Source organism: Rothia sp. LK2588 (assembly GCF_040946465.1).
Classification (GTDB): domain Bacteria; phylum Actinomycetota; class Actinomycetes; order Actinomycetales; family Micrococcaceae; genus Rothia.
Genome location: NZ_JAYWLS010000001.1, coordinates 725,947 through 744,472, shown reverse-complemented (window position 1 = coordinate 744,472; position 18,526 = coordinate 725,947). Strand labels below are relative to the sequence as shown.

Below are 18,526 nucleotides of genomic sequence, written 5' to 3'. Positions count from 1 at the left end.
ACCTCGGGCCGCCGATACTGTCCCGGCGGCCCCCGAACCAAGGAGCAACTATGGCTTACGCAACCACCAACCCCTACACCGGCGAAGTCGTCAAAGAATTCGACACCGCCACCGAAGAGCAGATCGAGCAGGCCATCACCACCGCTCACGAAGCCTTCTTGAAGTGGAAAGAGACCACGTTCGAAGAACGCGCCGAAATCCTAGCGGCCGCGGCCTCGATTCTTCGATCCAAGAAGCGTCAGTACGCCGAAATCCTCACCATGGAGATGGGCAAGGTCATCGGCGAGGCGGAGCTCGAAGTCGAGCTCTGTGCCCAGATGCTCGACTACTACGTCAAGTTCGGTGCTGAACACCTCACCCCGCGATACATCCGCGCCCGCGGGTTCAACGACACCGACGTCAAGCTGGTTCCCGAGCCGCTGGGCGTACTCTACGCGGTAGAACCCTGGAACTTTCCCTTCTACCAGGTCATCCGCATCTCGGCACCCCAGCTAACCGCCGGCAACACCATCGTGCTCAAGCACGCCTCCAATGTGCCCCAATCGGCGCTGGCCATGGTCGACCTTCTGCACGAGGCCGGCGCACCGGAGGGTCTGCTCGTCAACGTCTTCGCCTCTCACGACGCCTCCGAACAGATTCTCGGTGATGATCGCGTGCGCGGCGTCGCGCTGACTGGCTCGGAGAAGGCAGGCGCCGCCATCGCCCAGATAGCCGCGAAGAACCTGAAGAAGTCCACCCTCGAACTCGGCGGCGCAGACGCGTTCGTGGTACTCGCCGACGCCGAGGTCGAAAAAGCCGCCAAGTGGGCCGCCTTCGGCCGTCACTGGAACGCCGGCCAGGTCTGCGTCTCCTCCAAGCGCATCATTGTCGAAGACTCCGTCTACGATCGCTTCCTCGAGGTCTACCGCGAAGAAGTCAAGAAGCTGAAGATGGGCGACCCCATGGACTCGACCACAACGCTGGCCCCGCTCTCCTCACAAGCAGCGTTGGAGGTTCTGCAAGAACAGTTGCGTCTGGCTGAGGCAGAGGGCATCTCCATGGAAGAGATTGAACTGGACATGCCCGCGACCGGAGCCTTCCACCGCCCGGTGATCCTCACCGACATCCCCGACGACTCGAAGACCAGCCAGATCGAATTCTTCGGACCGGTTTCTTCGATCTACCGCGCTCGCGACGAAGCCGACGCGATCCGTCTGGCCAACAACACCCCCTTCGGCCTGGGCGGTTCCGTCTTTTCCACTGACATCGATAAGGCCCAGCGTTTGGCGCGTCAGATCGATACCGGAATGGTCTTCATTAACCAGCCCACCGGCGCCAAGGCGGACATCCCCTTCGGTGGCGTGAAGCGCTCGGGTTACGGCCACGAGCTGACCGATCTGGGCATCAAGGAATTCGTTAACGAGAAGGTCATCGTGGTCACCGACATTGACGGTGATTTCTAGGCCATAACCCCACCAAGGCTGGGGGTTGCCTCCGCTCTGGCATACAGTAGATGCTAATACCGTCGCCTACGTCAGAGCAGGAGGCTCCCTATGCCGTGCGAACACCACATTCATCCCTCGATCCTGAGCGCCGATTTCTCCCAGCTCGCCTCCGAGCTGAACGCGATTTCCACGGCAGACGCCGCCCACATCGACGTGATGGATAACCATTTCGTACCCAACCTCACCTGGGGACTGCCCGTGGTTAAGCGCTTGCGTGAGGTTTCCCCCGTGCCGTTCGACGTGCACCTGATGATTGAGGACGCCGACCGTTGGGCCCCGCAGTACGCTGAGGCCGGGTGCGAGTCGGTGACCTTCCACGCCGAGGCCGCGATCGCCCCCATCAAACTGGCCCGCACACTGCGGGAATCGGGCACCAAAGCGGGTATGGCGCTCCGTCCTGCCACCGCCGTGGAACCGTATCTGGACATGCTCAGCGAACTGGACATGCTGTTGATCATGACGGTGGAGCCCGGGTTCGGTGGCCAAAAATTCTTAGAAGTTACTCTGCCGAAGATCCGACGGGCCGCCCAGGCGATCTCCGGTTCGGAGCTTTCATTGCGTCTGCAAGTCGATGGCGGCATCACCGAGCAGACCATTCTCGCCGCGGCAGAAGCCGGAGCGGATACCTTCGTGGCCGGCTCCTCGGTGTACGGGGCCGACGACATCGAGGCGGCAATCGCAGGTTTACGAGGCGCGGCCGAAAAAGGGTCTGCCGCACATCGTTGAGGCCGAGGTAGCGGACGAGTAAGGTAAGAGCATTACAGCGCAGAGATCCAGGCCCTGAAGGAGGTACTATGCCGGCTCACCAACGAGCAGCTCACACACCCTTAGGGCACGCCTGGGAAACCTTCGAGCGGGCCAAGACGATCTTCGAGATGGGCCGCTGGACGGCCAGCATCCCCGTCTTCGAGAAAGCCCAAGAGCTCTTCCGGGAGTCCTTCGAAGAAGAGGGCCAGACCATGTGCCACGCCGCCATTGCGGCGGCGCTGAACAACGCCGGGCAACCGCAGGCCGCCCTCGAGCATGCGCTGGCCGCCTTAGAGTTTTACGAACGCTACGACTTGCACCTGCAGTTGGCGGAGCAGCGACAGAATATCGCGCTGATGTACGCCGCCCTTGGCAATACCCACGAAGCCCGACGCTTCCACGCCTTGGCCGGCGATAGTTACGCCGCCGCAGGCGAATTCGAGCAGGCGGGGCAGAACAAGCACAGCGCGGCGTCCATCTTCGCGCAGGAACGCCTGATCAACGATGCTCGCGAGAATTTCACCGACGCGATCTCGCACTTCACCCAGGCCGTGGCAAACACTGCCGCGCCCTCGGCCCTGCGAGCCAAGGCCACCGCGCTGATGCAACTGGCCTATCTCGAGAAGTTAGATCATGTGAACGACGGCGCCCGGTTGATGTACCAGGAGGCCCTGGAGATTTTCACCGAGCTACAGGCTTTCTGGGAAATCGGAACGTGCCTGGAGGGGCTGGCCGCGATCGAGTTCGACGATCGCAACGTCGAGCGGGCGGTTCCGCTGGCCAAACAGGCCCTCGACACCTTCCAGGCCCACGGTTACCGCCGCGATGCCCTGCGCGCCAAAGCCAACTATCGGGCCACCTTGCTCGCGGCAGCCACCGCCCCAAGCACCGAAGAAGACCGCCCCTGAGCATCCCGCTCTAGGACCCAATCAACCGGCGGCGCGAAGCACCGGCTCACCTCAGCCGATGAGAATGTGTCATAATCGAGAAGTAAACGTGCTCCGGGGTCGGTGAAATTCCGAACCGGCGGTGATAGTCCGCGAACCGTAGGCTTCCTAGCGGAGCCCCGGCCGATCCGGTGAAATTCCGGGACCGACAGTACAGTCTGGATGGTAGGAAGCACGTGCATTCGGCGGTTAACTGCGCCCGCTGTGCCGTAACGGTAGCGTGCGCCCCCGTGTGTCCTCCCCGGAGCCTGAGAGCGAAGGGTAGAGATGAAAACAGCCGAGCAGATCTTGGCTCAGCGGGGCACGGCAGTGACCGATGAAGCCGCCATGGATCTCGCCCTTGCCGCCGCCCGCCTGGGAATCCGCGGGGCTAATCCGCTCGTGGGCGCGGTGATTACCGATCTGCACAACCGGGTTCTGCACATCGGTTGGCATCGTGGAGCCGGCACCGCACACGCTGAAGCTGACGCCATCGCCCAGGCCCGCCACGCGGGATGCGACCTCACCGGCGCCCGTATGTTCGTGACGCTGGAACCCTGCAATCACACCGGTCGTACCGGGCCCTGCTCACACGCTATTGCCGAAGCCGGGATCACCGACGTCCGTTACGCCTACGCAGATCAGACCGATGCGGCAGCCGGGGGAGCCGCATACCTGCGTTCCCGCGGAATCCGCGCAGAACAAGGGTTGCGGGAGACAGAATCGTTTCAACTCAACAACCGCTGGTTCGCCGCGGCCGCCGCCGGCCGCCCCTGGGTGACCCTCAAAATCGCCTCAACCATGGACGGCTACATCGCCGCCTCCGACGGCACCAGCCAGTGGATCACCGGCCCGCAGGCTCGCGCTGACGGCCACAGCATCCGCGCCCGCGCCGACGCGATCCTGGTGGGCACCGGCACCGTCTACGCCGATAACCCCTCGTTGACCGCACGCACCCCCGAAGGGCACCTGCAACCGCGCCAGCCGTTGCCGGTGATCATGGGGCAACGCCCGGTGCCCGAGGGCTCCAAGCTGGCTGCCGACGGACGATACCTGCACCTGCGGACCCGCGACCCCCAGAAGGCGCTGGATGAGTTGCACCGCCGCGGGATTTCTCACCTCATGATCGAGGGCGGGCCGAGCGTCGCCACCGCCTTTCTTCACGCGGGGTTCGTGGATGAGATCTTTCTGTACCAGGCTCCGATGTTCCTAGGATCCGGTCGCCGCGCCGTCGGAGACCTAGAGATTGCAACTCTCACTCAGGCCCTCCACTTCAGCCTCGATGACCTCGGCCTCAGCCCCGCCGTGCGAAGGCTGGGGCAGGACGTCGCGCTCCACCTGGCCGCCGGATACGAATCGGCAGACCCCTCGCCCTAGGCCACGAAATAAATCTTCATCTCCACCGGTTATCACACTGTCAGACCAACAAACGAGGAAACATGTTCACAGGTATCGTCGGCGCAATCGGCACCGTCACCCACGTAGAAATGACTACCAACGCCTCCGGGCACGCCGAATCGGCCGTCATCACTATCGACGCCGGTGAGATCATCTCCGACCTCGAACACGGTGGCTCCCTCTCGGTCAACGGCGTTTGCTTGACCGCCACCGACAGCCAGGAGTCGGCACCGGGGATCTTCGTCGCAGACGTCATGGGCGAGACGCTGCGGCGCACCAACCTCGGCTCGGCGCAGGCCGGTACCCGCGTCAACCTTGAACGGTGTATGCCCGCCGGCGGACGCTTCGACGGGCACGTGGTACAGGGCCACGTGGATGGCCTCGGCACGGTGGAGGCCGTGACCGATCACGAATCCTGGCGGACGCTGCGCATCCGCACCCCGCGCGAACTCACCTCGCACCTGGTGGAGAAGGGCTCGATTACCGTCTCGGGGGCGTCCCTGACCATCACCGCCGTCTCTCATCCCACCGCCGCCCACAGCTGGTTCGAGGTCGGGCTGATCCCGGCCACCTTGGCCGCCACCATCCTGGGTGAACTTACGGTCGGCGACACCGTCAACCTAGAAACCGATGCACTAGCCAAATACGTTCAGCGCATCATGGAGGTCTCCGCCTACGCTCCCACCGCGGCAACCCCCAGCACCTATGCCGAGCAGTCGCAAACCCGCCGCGGTCTCGACAGCATCGAAACGGCCGTCGCAGCCATCGCCGCGGGACGAGCCGTGGTCGTGGTCGACGACGAAGACCGCGAAAACGAAGGCGATATCATCTTCGCCGCCGAACGCTCCACCCCCGAACTCATGGGGTTCACGATCCGTTACAGCTCCGGGGTCATCTGTGCCCCGATGACCAACGAGATCGCCGACTCTCTCGAGTTGCCCCCGATGGTGGCCTCTAACCAAGACCCCAAAAACACCGCCTACACGGTCTCCTGCGATGCTACCGCGGTGGAATCAACCGGTATCTCCGCCCACGACCGTAGCCTGACGCTGAACGTGCTCGGGGATAAAAGCTCCACCCCGGCCGAGCTCACCCGCCCCGGCCACGTCTTCCCGCTGCGCGCCGTCGACGGGGGAGTCATCGAACGGCAGGGCCACACCGAAGCCGGCGTAGAACTGTGCCGCCTGGCCGGGCTCACCCCGGTGGCCGCCATCGCCGAAGTGGTGCACGACGACGGCACCATGATGCGTTTCGACGCACTCAAGGCCTTTGCCACCCAACACAACATGCCCATGATCGCGATCGCGGACCTCGTCGACTACATCCAGGAACGTGCATGAACCCAGTTCCCCTGCACGAGAACGAACCCACCGCGCCCCTGCCGCATCCCAACCCGCAGCTCATCGACTCCTCGGCGCCGGTCATCATACCCACCCCACACGGCAAATTCGAGATGCGGGCGTGGGCATTCGCCGACGGCACCGAACACATGTCCCTACGCGCCGTGAACGATGAAGGTGAGCCGATCGGTGCCCAGGGTGAGGTGCCGGCGGTACGTGTGCACTCCGAATGCGCCACGGGTGACCTCTTCGGCTCGTTCCGTTGCGATTGCGGCCCGCAACTCGCCCAGGGCCTCGACATCATTCAGAGCATCGGCGGTTACCTCATCTACGCACGCAACCACGAAGGACGCGGCATCGGACTCGTGAACAAGCTGCGGGCCTACGCCCTGCAAGACGAGGGGCTCGACACCTTCGATGCGAACCTGCACCTGGGGCTGGAACCAGAAATGCGTGACTACCGTCAGGTGGCCGTGATCCTGCACCAACTCGGTGTGGACCGCATCAGCCTCGTCAGCAACAACCCCGATAAGGCCGAAGGACTACGGCTGGCCGGGATCGAAGTGACCGAACTGGTGCCCGACCAGGTGCCCCCGCGGCCCGAGAACCTCCGCTATCTACAGACCAAACAGAGTCGCATGCACCATCACCTGCACTTCGACATCTAGAATTTTATTCACCATCCCAACCACCTCAGGAGAACCCCATGTCCGGCGCCGGAGCAGCACCTACCCACCTCAACCCCGAGACCATGAGCGACATGAAGCTGGCGATCGTCGCCGCCAGCTGGCACACCCAGGTCATGGACGGCCTGCTGGACGGCGCTCGCCGCGCAGCCGCCGCGGCCGGCATTGCCGAACCCACCGTCCTGCGGGTACCCGGCACCTTCGAACTGCCCGTAGCCGCCGCGAAACTTGCCGAACACTTCGACGCCGTCGTAGCCCTGGGCGTGGTCATTCGAGGCGGCACCCCGCACTTTGAATACGTCTGCGACGCGGCTACCACCGGTTTGACCCAGGTTTCGGTTCAGACCCAAACCCCGGTCGGCTTCGGCGTGCTGACCTGCGACAATGAAGCGCAGGCGATCGATCGTGCGGGGTTGGAGGGCTCCTCTGAAGACAAGGGATTTGAGGCCACTTCGGCCGCCCTGGAGACCGCGCTCACGCTGCGCCAGTTCTCTGCATAGCCCACCATTTTCTCCCCGGGGACTGTGAGGAATCTTCAAATCTGCACAGTCCCCGAGTGCTGAGCGGCCATATCGTGCCACGCGTAATAGTCTTACTTTTATGGCCACTCAACAGGACACCTACGATTTCCTCTTCCTGCTCGGCGACGCCCTCATCAAATCCGGGGCCTCCGCCGCGTCCTCGACCAAAACGCTCTTGGCGGTCGCCGACAAGTGCGGGTTGCAGAACGTCACCATCTCCATCACGATGGGGCAACTCGTCATCTCCGATTCGCGCGGGGATGATCAGATTCCCTACACCGACATTCACGAACTCGAACCCGGTGTGCTCGATATCAGCTGGCGCGCCAGTGCCGAAGAAATCATCGAAGACTTTCTGATGGGCAACATCACCGCCGAGCAGGCCACTGCCCGGTTGCGTCGCGAAAACAAAGAACAGAAGAAACCCAGCTGGATTCTGAACGTTATCGGGTTCGCGATGATCGGCATGGGCTTCAGCCAGATCGTCGGTGCCGGCTGGGTGATCATGGTGGGTGCGACTATCACCTCGCTATTGGTCAGCACCACCCTGATGTTCATGAAGAACGCGCGCACCCCCGGCATCTTCAAGTTCGCGCTCGGCGGTTTTCTCGCCGTTCATATCTCAGCACTGTTCTGCATCCTCACCCACAGCAACGACGTCGTGGTCTGTATCGTCTCCGCGCTGGCGTCCTACCTCGCGGGCGCGGCCGCGTACGGGGCAGTTCAGGATGCTGTGATGGGGTGGTACCTTTCGTCGATCGGCAAATTCCTCGACGCCCTGATCTGCACCGCGGGTCTGATCACCGGTGTCTCGGTGGGCGTCGCCGTGGCGAAGCTCTACGCTCCCGAGGAACTGCGGTTCGTGGAGACGTTGCAGGTCGATTCGAAGACGTGGGTGGATCCCTTGCTCGGCGCCGCCGTGCTGACCGCCGGGTTCGCTCTGGCCTGCGGTGGACGCTCGTGGCGCCTGCTATCGCTCACCCTGGTGGGTGTGGGCGGAGAATTCCTGTACCTGTTCCTCGACGAACTTCATGTTGGCGCTTTCGCTTCCACCGCGGTCACCGCTGCGGTAGTCGGCGGCGTGTGCGTGGTGCTCTCCAAACCACTACACCTCACCTCGAACGCTATCATGGTGGTGTCGTTGTTGGCGCTGTTCCCCGGGATGATGATCTACCAGAGCATGCTGGGGTTGTTAGGCAAACAATCGGGCGCCGCCGAGCTGGCCGTTGAGGCGCTGGTGACCACCTACTGCCTGTCGGTCGGGGGAACCGCCGGGCAGTTCATCGTCTCCGAATTGCTGTGGTTGTTGCGCAAAGCGCAGTTCCGCAAGGAGTTTCCCGACCAGGAATTCTCCAAGAACATGGTGGATGAACATAACGCTCAAGACATCATGTTGCCGGTGTTCAGCCGACCTTTCAGCAAGTCCAGTTCCTCCTGATCGGGCTCCCACTATCTGAAACTTCGGCGTCATCCTTGTCAGAGACAGGTCACAGCTAGGTAGAGTAGGGAGCGTGAAAACATTCGACTCTTTGTACGCTGAACTGTCTGAGAAGGCCGCCACCCGCCCCGCCGGGTCTGGCACCGTCGCTGAGCTGGACACCGGCGTCCACGGCATTGGCAAGAAAATCGTTGAAGAGGCAGCCGAGGTCTGGATGGCCGCCGAGTATCAGTCGAAGGCCGAGTTCGCCGAAGAGGCGTCGCAACTGATCTACCATTTGCAGGTCATGATGATAGCCAAGGGACTGACTCCCGAAGACATCTACTCATACCTCTAGTCTTAGGATCATTCATGTTGCGTGTAGCCGTACCGAATAAGGGCGCCCTGTCAGAGGCCGCCACCGCGATGTTCAAAGAAGCTGGGTATCTGCAACGGCGTGACTCGCGGGAGCTCGTGTTAGTAGACGCCGATAACGAGATCGAATTCTTCTACCTGCGCCCCCGCGATATCGCGGTGTATGTGGGTCAAGGTACGTTGGACGTCGGGATCACCGGCCGCGACCTATTGCAGGATTCGCAGGCCCCGGCGGAGGAGATTTTGGGCTTGGACTTCGCCAAGTCCACCTTCCGCTTCGCTGGCCCGGCCGGCCAGTTCGACGCGGTTGAACAACTCGCAGGAAAGCGCATCGCCACTTCATACTCCAAACTGGTGCGGGCCTACCTGCAGGAGCGCGGTATCGAGGCCACGGTCACGCGGCTGGATGGCGCGATCGAGTCGTCGATCCGGTTAGGAGTGGCGGACGCTATCGCGGACGTCGTCGAGACCGGAAACACCATGCGTGCCGCGGGGTTGGAACCCTTCGGTGAGCCGCTCATGCACAGCGAGGCGTTGCTGATTAAGCGCGCGGATATCGCGCCTGTCGAGAGGGCCGGGATGGAGCGCTTGGTGCGGCGCCTGCAGGGTGTTTTGATCGCCCGCCAATACGTGATGCTCGACTACGATGTCGCTGAATCCCTGTTGCCCCAGGCCACGGCGGTAACACCCGGTTTTGAGGCGCCCACGGTTTCTCCGCTCGACCGCGAAGGTTGGGTGGCGGTGCGTGCCATGGTCAAGCGTCAGAAGGTGAACCGGGTGATGGATGACCTCTACGAAATTGGCGCCCGCGCCATCCTGGTTTCGCCTATCCAGGCCGTTCGACTCTGATCGCGGCGAAGCACGGAGAAGGAGCTGAACATGACGGTGGCAGTGCGCGTGATCGCCTGTTTAGACGTGGACCGCGGTCGGGTGGTCAAAGGGGTCAATTTCGCAAACCTGCACGATGCAGGGGATCCCGTGGAATTGGGTCGGCGCTATAACGATGAAGGCATTGACGAGCTGACGTTTTTGGACGTTACCGCGTCTTCTTCCGATCGCGAGACCACCTACGAGATGGTGGGGCAGACCGCCGAGACGGTGTTCATCCCGTTGACGGTGGGCGGGGGAGTGCGCACCGTCGAGGACGTCGCCCGATTGCTGAAGACCGGGGCAGACAAGGCCTCGATCAACACCGCCGCGATCAAGAACCCCCAGGTCATCAACGAGATCGTGGAGCGCTTCGGCTCTCAGGTACTCGTTCTCTCCGTGGACGCCCGACGATCGCCCCACACCGCCTCGGGGTTCGAGGTCACCACGCACGGCGGACGAGAATTGACCGGCATCGACGCTCTCGAGTGGGTTCGCGAGGCACAAGAACGGGGAGTGGGGGAGATCCTGCTGAACTCGATCGATGCCGACGGCACCAAGTCGGGGTTTGATCTCGAGATGATTTCTGCCGTGCGTGCCGTGACGAACCTTCCGCTGATCGCCTCCGGTGGGGCGGGGGCCGCCGAACATTTTCCGCCGGCCATCGCCGCGGGGGCGGACGCCGTGTTGGCGGCTTCGATTTTCCATTTTGGTGAGGCTTCGGTGCAGCAGGTAAAAGATGCCATCCGTGGCGCTGGATACCCGGTGCGCTAGACAAACCTTCTCAGCGGAGACTCAAAAGGGGCCCGCCCCGTCGCGATTCGTCATCGAATTGCGACGGGGCGGGCCCGTTGCTCTCAGCAAGTGTGGGTTTTAGACCAGCGAGGGAGTCTTGATGAGAGAGAAGAGGTCCTTGGGATCCTCGGGATCAGCGACCAGGTCGATGAATACCTGCAGTTCGGTGTTCGCGGTGGCGTCTTTGGCGTAGCGCAGTGCAGCGAAGTCGGAGATCGCGAATCCCACGGAGTCGAACAGGGTGATCTGGTCGTCGGAGGTGCGGCCTTCTGCTGCACCGGTCAGAACCTGCCAGAACTCGGTAACAGGGAAGTCCGGGTCCATCTGCTGGATTTCGCCCTCGATGCGGGTCTGGGGCGGGAATTCCACGAAGACGGTGGAGCGCTTGAGGATGTCGGCTTCCAGCTCGGTCTTGCCGGGGCAGTCGCCACCGACGGCGTTGATGTGCACACCGGGCTTGACCTGGGCGTCCGAGAGGATCTTGTTCTGTGCCTTGTCTGCGGTGCAGGTGGTGATGATGTCGACGTTGGCCACTGCCTCGTCTACGGAGGAAGTGCGGTGAACCTTGATGCCCAAGGGCTCCATGTTACGGCAGTACTTGTCCATAGCGGCCTCATCCACATCGTAGATGTAGACCTCTTCGATGCCCAGCACGCCACGGAAGCCCAGCGTCTGGAATTCAGCCTGGCAACCGGTGCCGATCAGAGCCATGGTCTTGGAATCCTTGCGGGCCAGCTGCTTGGCGACCATAGCCGAGGTGGCAGCGGTACGCAGAGCGGTCAGCAGGGTCATCTCAGCCAAGAAGGTGGGGTAGCCGTTGTCCACGTCGGCCAGCACGCCGAAAGCGGTCACGGTCTGGAAGCCGCGAGCGGGGTTCGAGGGGTGACCGTTGACGTACTTGAACGAGTAGATCTCGTTGTCGGAGGTCGGCATGAGCTCAATCACCCCGAACGGAGTGTGGCTTGCCACGCGCGGGATCTTGTCGAACTTCTCCCAACGCTTGAAATCACGCTCGAGGTATTCGACCATGCCGGTGATGATGTTCTCAACACCGTCTTTCTGAATCCAACGAGCCATGTTTGCAACATCAACGAACTGGGGCAAAGGAGCCTCCTTGTGTAGATAGTGGTGATGGGCACTACATCCAATAACAGCCCTATCTTAAGGGGCAATATGAACACCGCGTAGGGGTGCATCTGTAGCGATTCGCCCTGAAATTGTGCAATCTGATGCGCTCAATTTATCATTTTGCTATGCCTCGTCTCACAGAACTTGAAAGCTCCCTGCTCGCGCAGCTCCGCGTGGATGGCAGGGCTCCGGTGTCGGTCTTAGCCCAGCGGCTCAAGGTCTCCCGAACGACCGTCACCCGTCTCATGTCGAAGCTCGAGGCCTCGGGGGTCATCCTCGGGTATACGGTCCGCACGCATGAAGATACCGAGCCTGGAATCATTCACGCGTTATCGAACCTTGAAGTGGAACGGAATTCCACCCGGAAAGTCTCGCTACGTCTCGGCGGAATCCCCGAGATTCAGACCATTCACACCACCAACGGGGAGTGGGATTTGATCTTAGAACTGCGTTGTGCGAACCTCGCCGATTTCGATCGGGTGTTAGGCAAAATCCGCTCCGTGCCCGGAGTGGTGAATTCCCAGACCAACCTTCTGCTGACCACCGTCGCACGCTGAGCGGATTATTTGACATAGAACGACCCCCGCGTGGGCCACCTTCTCAGGGGCAACGCGGGGGTCGATGTTTGAGGCAGACGTCCGGTTAGTGTTCGTCGCGGTCTACCCGCACGTGACGGATGACGTTGGGACGGTCGCGGGTTGAGTCCACACCGGGGCGGTGGGCCAACGTCGGGAACTGACCGGTGTAGCCTTCGCGCACACGAGCCAACTCTTCAACGCGGTCACGCACACGCGTCCAACCCCATATCAGTAGCGGGATCACGATGAGCACGGTGAAGCCGAGGGTGTAGGTACCCACAGGGTAGTCCAGAGCCATCAGGACGACGACCACCGCGATGAAGATCAGCACGGCCCAGTCGCTGAACACGCCACCCGGGGCACGGTATCCTGGGCGCGAGTAGAGACCCTGCTTGGCCAGTTTGAGGAACTTCAGGTGCGACAGGGAGATCGCGGCCCAGCTGACCATGGTGCCTATCGAGGCGATGTTGAGCACGATCTCGAAGGCCTGTTCGGGAACCACAGCGTTCAGGGCCACGCCAAAGAGCGCCACCACGGTAGTCATCAAGATACCGGCCACGGGAACGCCAGACTTTGACAGCTTCGACGCGAAGCGCGGTGCGGAACCAGCCACCGACATCGAGTGCAGAATACGGCCGGTGGAGTACATGCCAGCGTTCATCGACGAGGCGGCGGCGGTGATCACGACCAGCTGCATGATCGGTGCAGCGTAGTCCACGCCGATCGAGTTGAAGAAGGTCACGAAGGGCGATTCGGTGTCGGTGTAGGTGGTGTAGGGCAACAACAAGCACAGCAGGATCACGGCACCCACGTAGAATACGGCGATACGCAGGATCACGGTGTTGATGGCCTTGGGGATGATCTTCTCGGCGTTGCGGGTCTCACCCGAGGTGGTACCGACCAGCTCGATACCAGCGTACGCGAAGACAACACCCTGCACCACGAGCATGGCGGGGAAGACACCCATCGGGAAGAACCCGCCGTTTTCGTTGAACATGGTGAAACCGACCGGGCTACCACTGGGGTGGCCGGTGATCAGCAACCAGATGCCGACCACCATGAAGATCAACAGGGCGAGAACCTTAATGAATGCAAACCAGAATTCCAGCTCGCCGAAGACCTTCACGGAGATCAGGTTCATAGAAACCACAATCAGCACGACCACTAGGGCGGTCAGCCACTGCGGAATGTTCGCAATGAACGGTGAGTACTGACCGAACCAGGCAATGTAGATCGCGATGGCGGTCGCGTCGGCCACTGCGGTCATCGCCCAGTTGAGCCAGTACAACCAGCCGGCGAAGTAGGCGGACTTTTCGCCGTAGAACTCACGCGTGTACGAGACGAAGGAACCGGAAGAGGGGCGGTGGACGATGAGCTCACCCAGCGCACGCAGAATCAGGTAACCGAAGAAACCACAGATCGCGTAGATGATCGCCAGTGAGGGACCCGCAATGGCCAGGCGGCCACCGGTGCCCAAGAACAAACCGGTACCGATGGCGGAACCGATTGCGATCATCTGCAGCTGGCGGGCGCCGAGGCCCTTATGAAAACCGTCTTGCTCGTGCGCGAAGGCGTCTTCATTGACACCCTCGGCCGAGGCAACCGATTGCGTTGAAAGGTCAACGTCGCCAGGGCGACGGTGAGAAAGGTCTGACATATAAGAACCTTTGGTTGAGGGGGAAACAGACGTTTCCCGCGATGATGTACAGCACCGGAAAACCGGCGCTTGGTTCAACTAAGGGATGTAGCAATGGTTCAGTATAGACCCGCACCACACTGAGGTGTAATTTGAAACACTCAAATTTTTTTTATCCCCGCTTGAGGGGCTCAAGGCTCAGACCATCGTTATAAACCTAATCACAGGCCACCCCGTCGCGGTCTCCGTCCAAGCCAGGCCGGTATCCGGGTTCACCGGAGTGGATCGGGGCGGCGGAAGCCTGACGGGCCGCAGCACAATTGGGGTAATACACTTCATTCGCGGCGGTATCAGTCGCGGCGGAGGCAGAAGCTTGAGGCTGACTCGATGCACTAGCTGAATCGGAAGGGTTCTCGGCGGCGGGCGTGGAGGTCGTGGGGGACGAGCCGGCAGAGCTCGACGATCCGGCAACGCCCTCCGCATTGGTCGGCCCGGCAGGGCCGGCCGGATCAGAAGCGCAATTCTTCAACGTCGATGCGATGGCGTCCTTCTCCGCCTGAGTCACCCACAAGTGATACTTCGCCTTCACATCCACCTGTTTCGAGACATAGGTGCACCGGAACTCCTTACGCGGCGGCAACCACGTCGCGGCGTCCGAATCGCCCTTACCCTGGTTCGTCGGACCGTCCACCGCCAACAAATTCATCGGATCGTTGGCCAATTTCTCGCGCTGCGAGGCGCTCAAATCCTGCGCGCCCTTCTGCCATGCATCCGACAACGCGACCACGTGGTCAATCTGAATCGCATCGGAACTCTTCGGGCCGCGCACAAAATTAATCGTCGACCCCATATACGGGTCATGCAACACCCCGGTCAACACCGAACACCCGTCCTTGACATGCGTCGACGTCAAATCCCGCCGCAAAATATCATTACGGGTATCGCAGTGGTTGTGGTCGACGTCCGCCCAGGCCTGCCCGAACTGGTCACGGCTGTACCCGGTCTTCGGCGCGCGGCCCTTGACCTGCAGGGTGTTCAGCTTGTCCAGGGCCTCCTGCGCCGAGGCGCTGACGTGCCGGTTACCCCACGCCGAACACCCCGTCAGCACCACCATCAGCATGACAGCGAACAGGCAGATGACGGTGGCGAAACGGTTTCTCATGGGCCTTTAGGGGAAGTAAACGACGGGCAGAACGTAGCGAGCTTACTCCCTCAGGCTGTGAGAAGGCCAAACGCACTACAGAAGATTACTGCACCTTGACCTCGGCGACCTCGGTGCGGCCGAAGAGGTAGAGCACCAGTTCCTCGGGCGCACCCGAAAGCACCGTGGCCACCGCGCCGTCGCGTGCTGCGCGCACGGTGTGGGCCACCGGCGTCATGCCGGCAGACTCCAGGACGAGCCCGTCGGGGTAGTCGCGACCGGCCAGCGGGCGAGCGGCAGCCCGAAGCGCCTTCCAGATCTGCTGCCGCCCCTCAGGCGAGAACTGCGAGCGTTCGTGACCGGGCTGGGCGCGGCGCACGTCTTCGGCGTGCACCACGTACTCCAGCAAATTCATCGCCTGGTCAATCTTCGGGGCGCGGGTGCGCATCTGAGCGTAACCGCGCAGGCCCGCGAAGCGGGCAATCTCCTCGGAGTAGGCCCGCTGATCGCTCAGGCGCTGGGCAAGCTCATCGGTCTTGCGCTCCGTGCGAGCGCCCAACGGGCCGCCCAGCACCCCGGCGGCGGTCAGCGGGGAAGTCTCGCGCAGTACGAGGTGGGCCACCATGTGGCGAGCCTGCCATCCTTCACAGAGGGTGGGATCGGTGGGCTGAGCCTCGAGCAGTGCCTGCACGAGCAATTCGCGCGCCTCGGCGATCGCCTCGGTGCCGGCGACCACCTCGATACCGTGTGCAGTGCCGTTGTCGAGGGCGTCGGATGTATCGGAAGTATGCTGTGTGTTTGTCATGTCTTTATCGTCTCACGTTCACGGTGTGAACACGGGCCAGGGCACGAACCCTCGCGGTGGTTTACAGTAGAAAGAAGCTCGTTTCCCGGTCTACGAAAGGCCCCCACGCCATGACGCTCCCGGCATCTCTGGCCGACCGCCTCAAACGCGACTCCAACGGTCTGATCGCCGCCATCATCCAAGACTCGGCCACCCTGCAGGTGCTCATGCTCGGCTACATGGACGACGAAGCGCTGCACCGCACACTCACCGAAGGCCGCGTGACCTTCTGGTCCCGCTCCCGTCAGGAATACTGGCGCAAGGGCGACACCTCCGGGAACATCCAACTCGTCCAAGAAGTCAGCATCGACTGCGACGGTGACGCCCTGCTCGTTCTCGTCGACCAGGTAGGCCCCGCCTGCCACACCGGAACCAGAACCTGTTTCGAAGCCGGCGGCCACCTGCCCGCCCACGTCCTAGAGTCATAGGAAGGCACCCATGCAGAACCTCGGAATCATCGAACCCACCCGCGCCGAATTCCGCGCACTCGCCCGCGACCGCCGCGTCATCCCCGTGCGCGTGAAGGTGCTCGCCGACGCCCACACCCCGATCGGCATCTACCGCAACCTGGTCACCCGCGGCGGACAACCCGCCCCCGGCACCTTCCTGCTCGAATCCGCAGCCGAAGGCGCCCAATGGTCGCGCTACTCCTTCATCGGTGCCAACTCCCGCGCCACCCTCACCACCCACGACGGGCAGATCCTCTGGCAGGGCGAGACCCCCGCCGGCGCACCCACCACCGGCGACCCCGTCGAAGCGATCCGCGACACCCTGGCCATGCTGCACACCGAGCCCCTGCCCGGCCTGCCCCCGCTGACCTCCGGGCTCGTCGGATACCTCGGCTGGGACGTCGTGCGCCACTGGGAGAAACTGCCGCACCGACCCGCCGACGACGTCAACCTCCCCGAATTCGCGCTGAACCTGGTCACCGACATGGCCATCCACGACAACACCGACTCCACCGTCACCCTCGTGGCCAACGCGGTGAACTTCAACGGCACCGACGAAAACATCGACGAGGCCTACGACGACGCCGTCGCCCGCGTGCACGCCATGCTCGACAAACTCGCCCACCCCATCGCCGACGACACCGTCGCCACCCTCTCCGGCGTCGAGGACATCCCTGAGCGCATCGCCCACGACGTCCATCACACCTGGGACGAACAGGGCTTCCTCAACGCCATCGACCTGGCCAAAAAGAACATCATCGACGGCGACGTCTTCCAGATCGTCATCTCCCGACGCTTCGAAACCGAGGCCCGCGCCAGCGCCTTCGACACCTACCGCGTCCTGCGCCAGGCCAACCCCTCGCCCTACATGTACCTCTACAACTTCGCCACCGCAGACGGCGAACCCTTCCACATCGTCGGCTCCTCGCCCGAGGCGTTGGTGACCCTCACCGATGGCACCGCCACCACCCACCCCATCGCCGGTTCCCGACCGCGCGGGACCACCCGCTCCGAAGATCAGGCGCTGGCCGAAGAGCTGCTGGCCGACGAGAAGGAACGCTCCGAGCACCTCATGCTCGTCGACCTCGCCCGCAACGACATCTCCCGCATCGCGGTGCCCGGCACCGTCGACGTCAGCCAGTTCATGGAGATCGAGCGGTTCAGCCACATCATGCACATCTCCTCCACCGTCACCGCCCAGCTGCGCGAAGGCCACACTGCCTACGATGTGCTGCGCGTGGCGTTCCCCGCCGGTACCCTCTCCGGCGCGCCCAAACCGCGCGCCATGCAGCTGCTGGACGAATACGAACCCTGCGCTCGCGGAGTCTACGGGGGAGTCTGCGGCTACTTCGATTTCGCCGGAAACATGGACATGGCCATCGCCATCCGCACAGCAGTCCTCAAAAACAACACCGCATACGTGCAAGCCGGCGCAGGCATCGTCATGGACTCCGACCCAGCCTCCGAAGCCCAAGAAACCATCAACAAATCAGCCGCACCCCTGAGAGCCGTCATTACCGCCAATGGACTCACACCCCTGGCAACAACTACCGTAGATATCGATGAATAAGTACACCCAACCCGGCCGGGTCATGCTCATGGCCCTCACCCCGGCGGCCCTCGCCTTCGGATCCTCCCTCACCACCTGGATCACCGTGCAGGCACACACCTCCATCAACAACTCCCAGGTCAAGGTCACCGGGGCGGACGCCGCACCCGCCGTGACCTCTCTGGCGCTCGTGGCGCTCGCCGCCACACTGGCACTGCGCATCGCAGGTCCCAAGGTGCGGTGGCTCATCTGCGCAATGATGGCCGTTACCGGTGTAGCGCTGGCCTGGGCTGCGTTGGCGGTCGTGACAGACCCCGCCGCGGCGTCCATGACCGAAGTCGGCAAAGCCACCGGGGTAGTAGGCCCCGGTGCCGATTACCACCTCAGCGCATGGCCCTGGTTCGCAGCCGCTTGCGGTGTGCTGTATCTCTTGGCAGCCCTCTGGGCGGTCTACGCCAGCCGCGGCTGGGCGACGCGCACCAAGTACGAACGCCACGTCGTGACCGATCACGAAGATATGGACGAGATCGACACCTGGGACTCCCTGACCGCCGGTCACGACCCCACCCGCTAAAATTTGGGGTTAAAGTGGGCATCGATGATGTGACATGCCCCTGAAGTGACCTAGAATAAAAGAGAATACGT

19 protein-coding genes and 1 riboswitch are annotated in these 18,526 nt (G+C 62.4%); of the genes, 15 read left to right on the top strand and 4 right to left on the bottom strand.

Annotated features, from left to right (window positions below):
• Nucleotides 1–50: 50 nt before the first annotated feature.
• The 11 genes from VVR12_RS03550 (at nucleotide 51) to hisF (ending at nucleotide 10,535) form a co-directional block, all read left to right on the top strand.
• Complete coding sequence (locus tag VVR12_RS03550) at nucleotides 51–1,442, top strand: NAD-dependent succinate-semialdehyde dehydrogenase (protein ID WP_368549752.1); 1,392 nt, start codon at nucleotides 51–53, stop codon at nucleotides 1,440–1,442.
• Between the two features lie 90 nt (nucleotides 1,443–1,532).
• A complete protein-coding gene (rpe, locus tag VVR12_RS03545; RefSeq protein WP_368549751.1) occupies nucleotides 1,533–2,210 on the top strand; it encodes a ribulose-phosphate 3-epimerase in 678 nt (225 codons plus the stop codon).
• 68 nt (nucleotides 2,211–2,278) lie between these two features.
• Nucleotides 2,279–3,139 (top strand): hypothetical protein, encoded by an 861-nt coding sequence (locus tag VVR12_RS03540; RefSeq protein ID WP_368549749.1) that lies wholly within the window; start codon nucleotides 2,279–2,281, stop codon nucleotides 3,137–3,139.
• Between the two features lie 84 nt (nucleotides 3,140–3,223).
• A riboswitch (FMN riboswitch) is annotated at nucleotides 3,224–3,358 on the top strand.
• A gap of 87 nt (nucleotides 3,359–3,445) precedes the next feature.
• The gene (gene ribD, locus VVR12_RS03535; protein WP_368549748.1) at nucleotides 3,446–4,534 is read left to right on the top strand and encodes a bifunctional diaminohydroxyphosphoribosylaminopyrimidine deaminase/5-amino-6-(5-phosphoribosylamino)uracil reductase RibD; all 1,089 of its coding nucleotides are present in this window, start codon (nucleotides 3,446–3,448) and stop codon (nucleotides 4,532–4,534) included.
• Nucleotides 4,535–4,596: 62 nt separating this feature from the next.
• Nucleotides 4,597–5,895, top strand: a complete 1,299-nt coding sequence (gene ribB / locus VVR12_RS03530) for a 3,4-dihydroxy-2-butanone-4-phosphate synthase (protein ID WP_368549746.1) — start codon at nucleotides 4,597–4,599, stop codon at nucleotides 5,893–5,895.
• A complete protein-coding gene (locus tag VVR12_RS03525; RefSeq protein ID WP_368549745.1) occupies nucleotides 5,892–6,563 on the top strand; it encodes a GTP cyclohydrolase II in 672 nt (223 codons plus the stop codon). The genes ribB and VVR12_RS03525 overlap by 4 nt, the downstream gene beginning before the upstream one ends.
• 38 nt (nucleotides 6,564–6,601) lie before the next feature.
• Nucleotides 6,602–7,081 carry a 6,7-dimethyl-8-ribityllumazine synthase gene (gene ribH, locus VVR12_RS03520; RefSeq protein WP_368549744.1) on the top strand — a complete coding sequence of 160 codons (480 nt, stop codon included), beginning with the start codon at nucleotides 6,602–6,604 and terminating at the stop codon, nucleotides 7,079–7,081.
• A 100-nt stretch (nucleotides 7,082–7,181) separates the two neighbouring features.
• A complete protein-coding gene (locus VVR12_RS03515) occupies nucleotides 7,182–8,540 on the top strand; it encodes a threonine/serine exporter family protein (RefSeq protein WP_368549743.1) in 1,359 nt (452 codons plus the stop codon).
• 73 nt (nucleotides 8,541–8,613) lie between these two features.
• The gene (locus VVR12_RS03510) at nucleotides 8,614–8,877 is read left to right on the top strand and encodes a phosphoribosyl-ATP diphosphatase (protein WP_368549741.1); all 264 of its coding nucleotides are present in this window, start codon (nucleotides 8,614–8,616) and stop codon (nucleotides 8,875–8,877) included.
• Nucleotides 8,878–8,891: 14 nt separating this feature from the next.
• The gene (gene hisG, locus VVR12_RS03505) at nucleotides 8,892–9,743 is read left to right on the top strand and encodes an ATP phosphoribosyltransferase (RefSeq protein ID WP_368549739.1); all 852 of its coding nucleotides are present in this window, start codon (nucleotides 8,892–8,894) and stop codon (nucleotides 9,741–9,743) included.
• Between the two features lie 30 nt (nucleotides 9,744–9,773).
• Nucleotides 9,774–10,535: an imidazole glycerol phosphate synthase subunit HisF gene (gene hisF / locus VVR12_RS03500; RefSeq protein WP_368549738.1), complete on the top strand. Its 762-nt coding sequence runs from the start codon at nucleotides 9,774–9,776 to the stop codon at nucleotides 10,533–10,535.
• A gap of 99 nt (nucleotides 10,536–10,634) precedes the next feature.
• On the opposite strand, the gene VVR12_RS03495 is transcribed toward hisF, so the two are convergent.
• Complete coding sequence (locus VVR12_RS03495; protein WP_368549736.1) at nucleotides 10,635–11,660, bottom strand: ornithine cyclodeaminase; 1,026 nt, start codon at nucleotides 11,658–11,660, stop codon at nucleotides 10,635–10,637.
• Nucleotides 11,661–11,809: 149 nt separating this feature from the next.
• Between VVR12_RS03495 and VVR12_RS03490 the strand changes: the two genes are divergently transcribed.
• The gene (locus tag VVR12_RS03490; protein ID WP_368549735.1) at nucleotides 11,810–12,241 is read left to right on the top strand and encodes an Lrp/AsnC family transcriptional regulator; all 432 of its coding nucleotides are present in this window, start codon (nucleotides 11,810–11,812) and stop codon (nucleotides 12,239–12,241) included.
• An 85-nt stretch (nucleotides 12,242–12,326) separates the two neighbouring features.
• On the opposite strand, the gene VVR12_RS03485 is transcribed toward VVR12_RS03490, so the two are convergent.
• From VVR12_RS03485 to VVR12_RS03475, 3 genes are all read right to left on the bottom strand, one after another.
• Nucleotides 12,327–13,919: an amino acid permease gene (locus tag VVR12_RS03485; protein ID WP_368549734.1), complete on the bottom strand. Its 1,593-nt coding sequence runs from the start codon at nucleotides 13,917–13,919 to the stop codon at nucleotides 12,327–12,329.
• A gap of 196 nt (nucleotides 13,920–14,115) precedes the next feature.
• On the bottom strand, nucleotides 14,116–15,060 hold the full coding sequence (locus tag VVR12_RS03480; protein WP_368549733.1) for a DUF1524 domain-containing protein: 945 nt from the start codon (nucleotides 15,058–15,060) through the stop codon (nucleotides 14,116–14,118).
• 85 nt (nucleotides 15,061–15,145) lie between these two features.
• Nucleotides 15,146–15,844 (bottom strand): maleylpyruvate isomerase family mycothiol-dependent enzyme, encoded by a 699-nt coding sequence (locus VVR12_RS03475; protein ID WP_368549731.1) that lies wholly within the window; start codon nucleotides 15,842–15,844, stop codon nucleotides 15,146–15,148.
• A 110-nt stretch (nucleotides 15,845–15,954) separates the two neighbouring features.
• Between VVR12_RS03475 and hisI the strand changes: the two genes are divergently transcribed.
• From hisI to VVR12_RS03460, 3 genes are read left to right on the top strand one after another with little or no spacing between them, the layout of a single operon-like run.
• The gene (hisI, locus tag VVR12_RS03470) at nucleotides 15,955–16,311 is read left to right on the top strand and encodes a phosphoribosyl-AMP cyclohydrolase (protein WP_368549729.1); all 357 of its coding nucleotides are present in this window, start codon (nucleotides 15,955–15,957) and stop codon (nucleotides 16,309–16,311) included.
• Between the two features lie 10 nt (nucleotides 16,312–16,321).
• On the top strand, nucleotides 16,322–17,902 hold the full coding sequence (locus VVR12_RS03465; RefSeq protein WP_368549728.1) for an anthranilate synthase component I: 1,581 nt from the start codon (nucleotides 16,322–16,324) through the stop codon (nucleotides 17,900–17,902).
• Nucleotides 17,895–18,455 carry a Trp biosynthesis-associated membrane protein gene (locus tag VVR12_RS03460; RefSeq protein ID WP_368549727.1) on the top strand — a complete coding sequence of 187 codons (561 nt, stop codon included), beginning with the start codon at nucleotides 17,895–17,897 and terminating at the stop codon, nucleotides 18,453–18,455. Before VVR12_RS03465 ends, VVR12_RS03460 begins: the two co-directional genes overlap by 8 nt.
• Nucleotides 18,456–18,526: the final 71 nt, after the last annotated feature.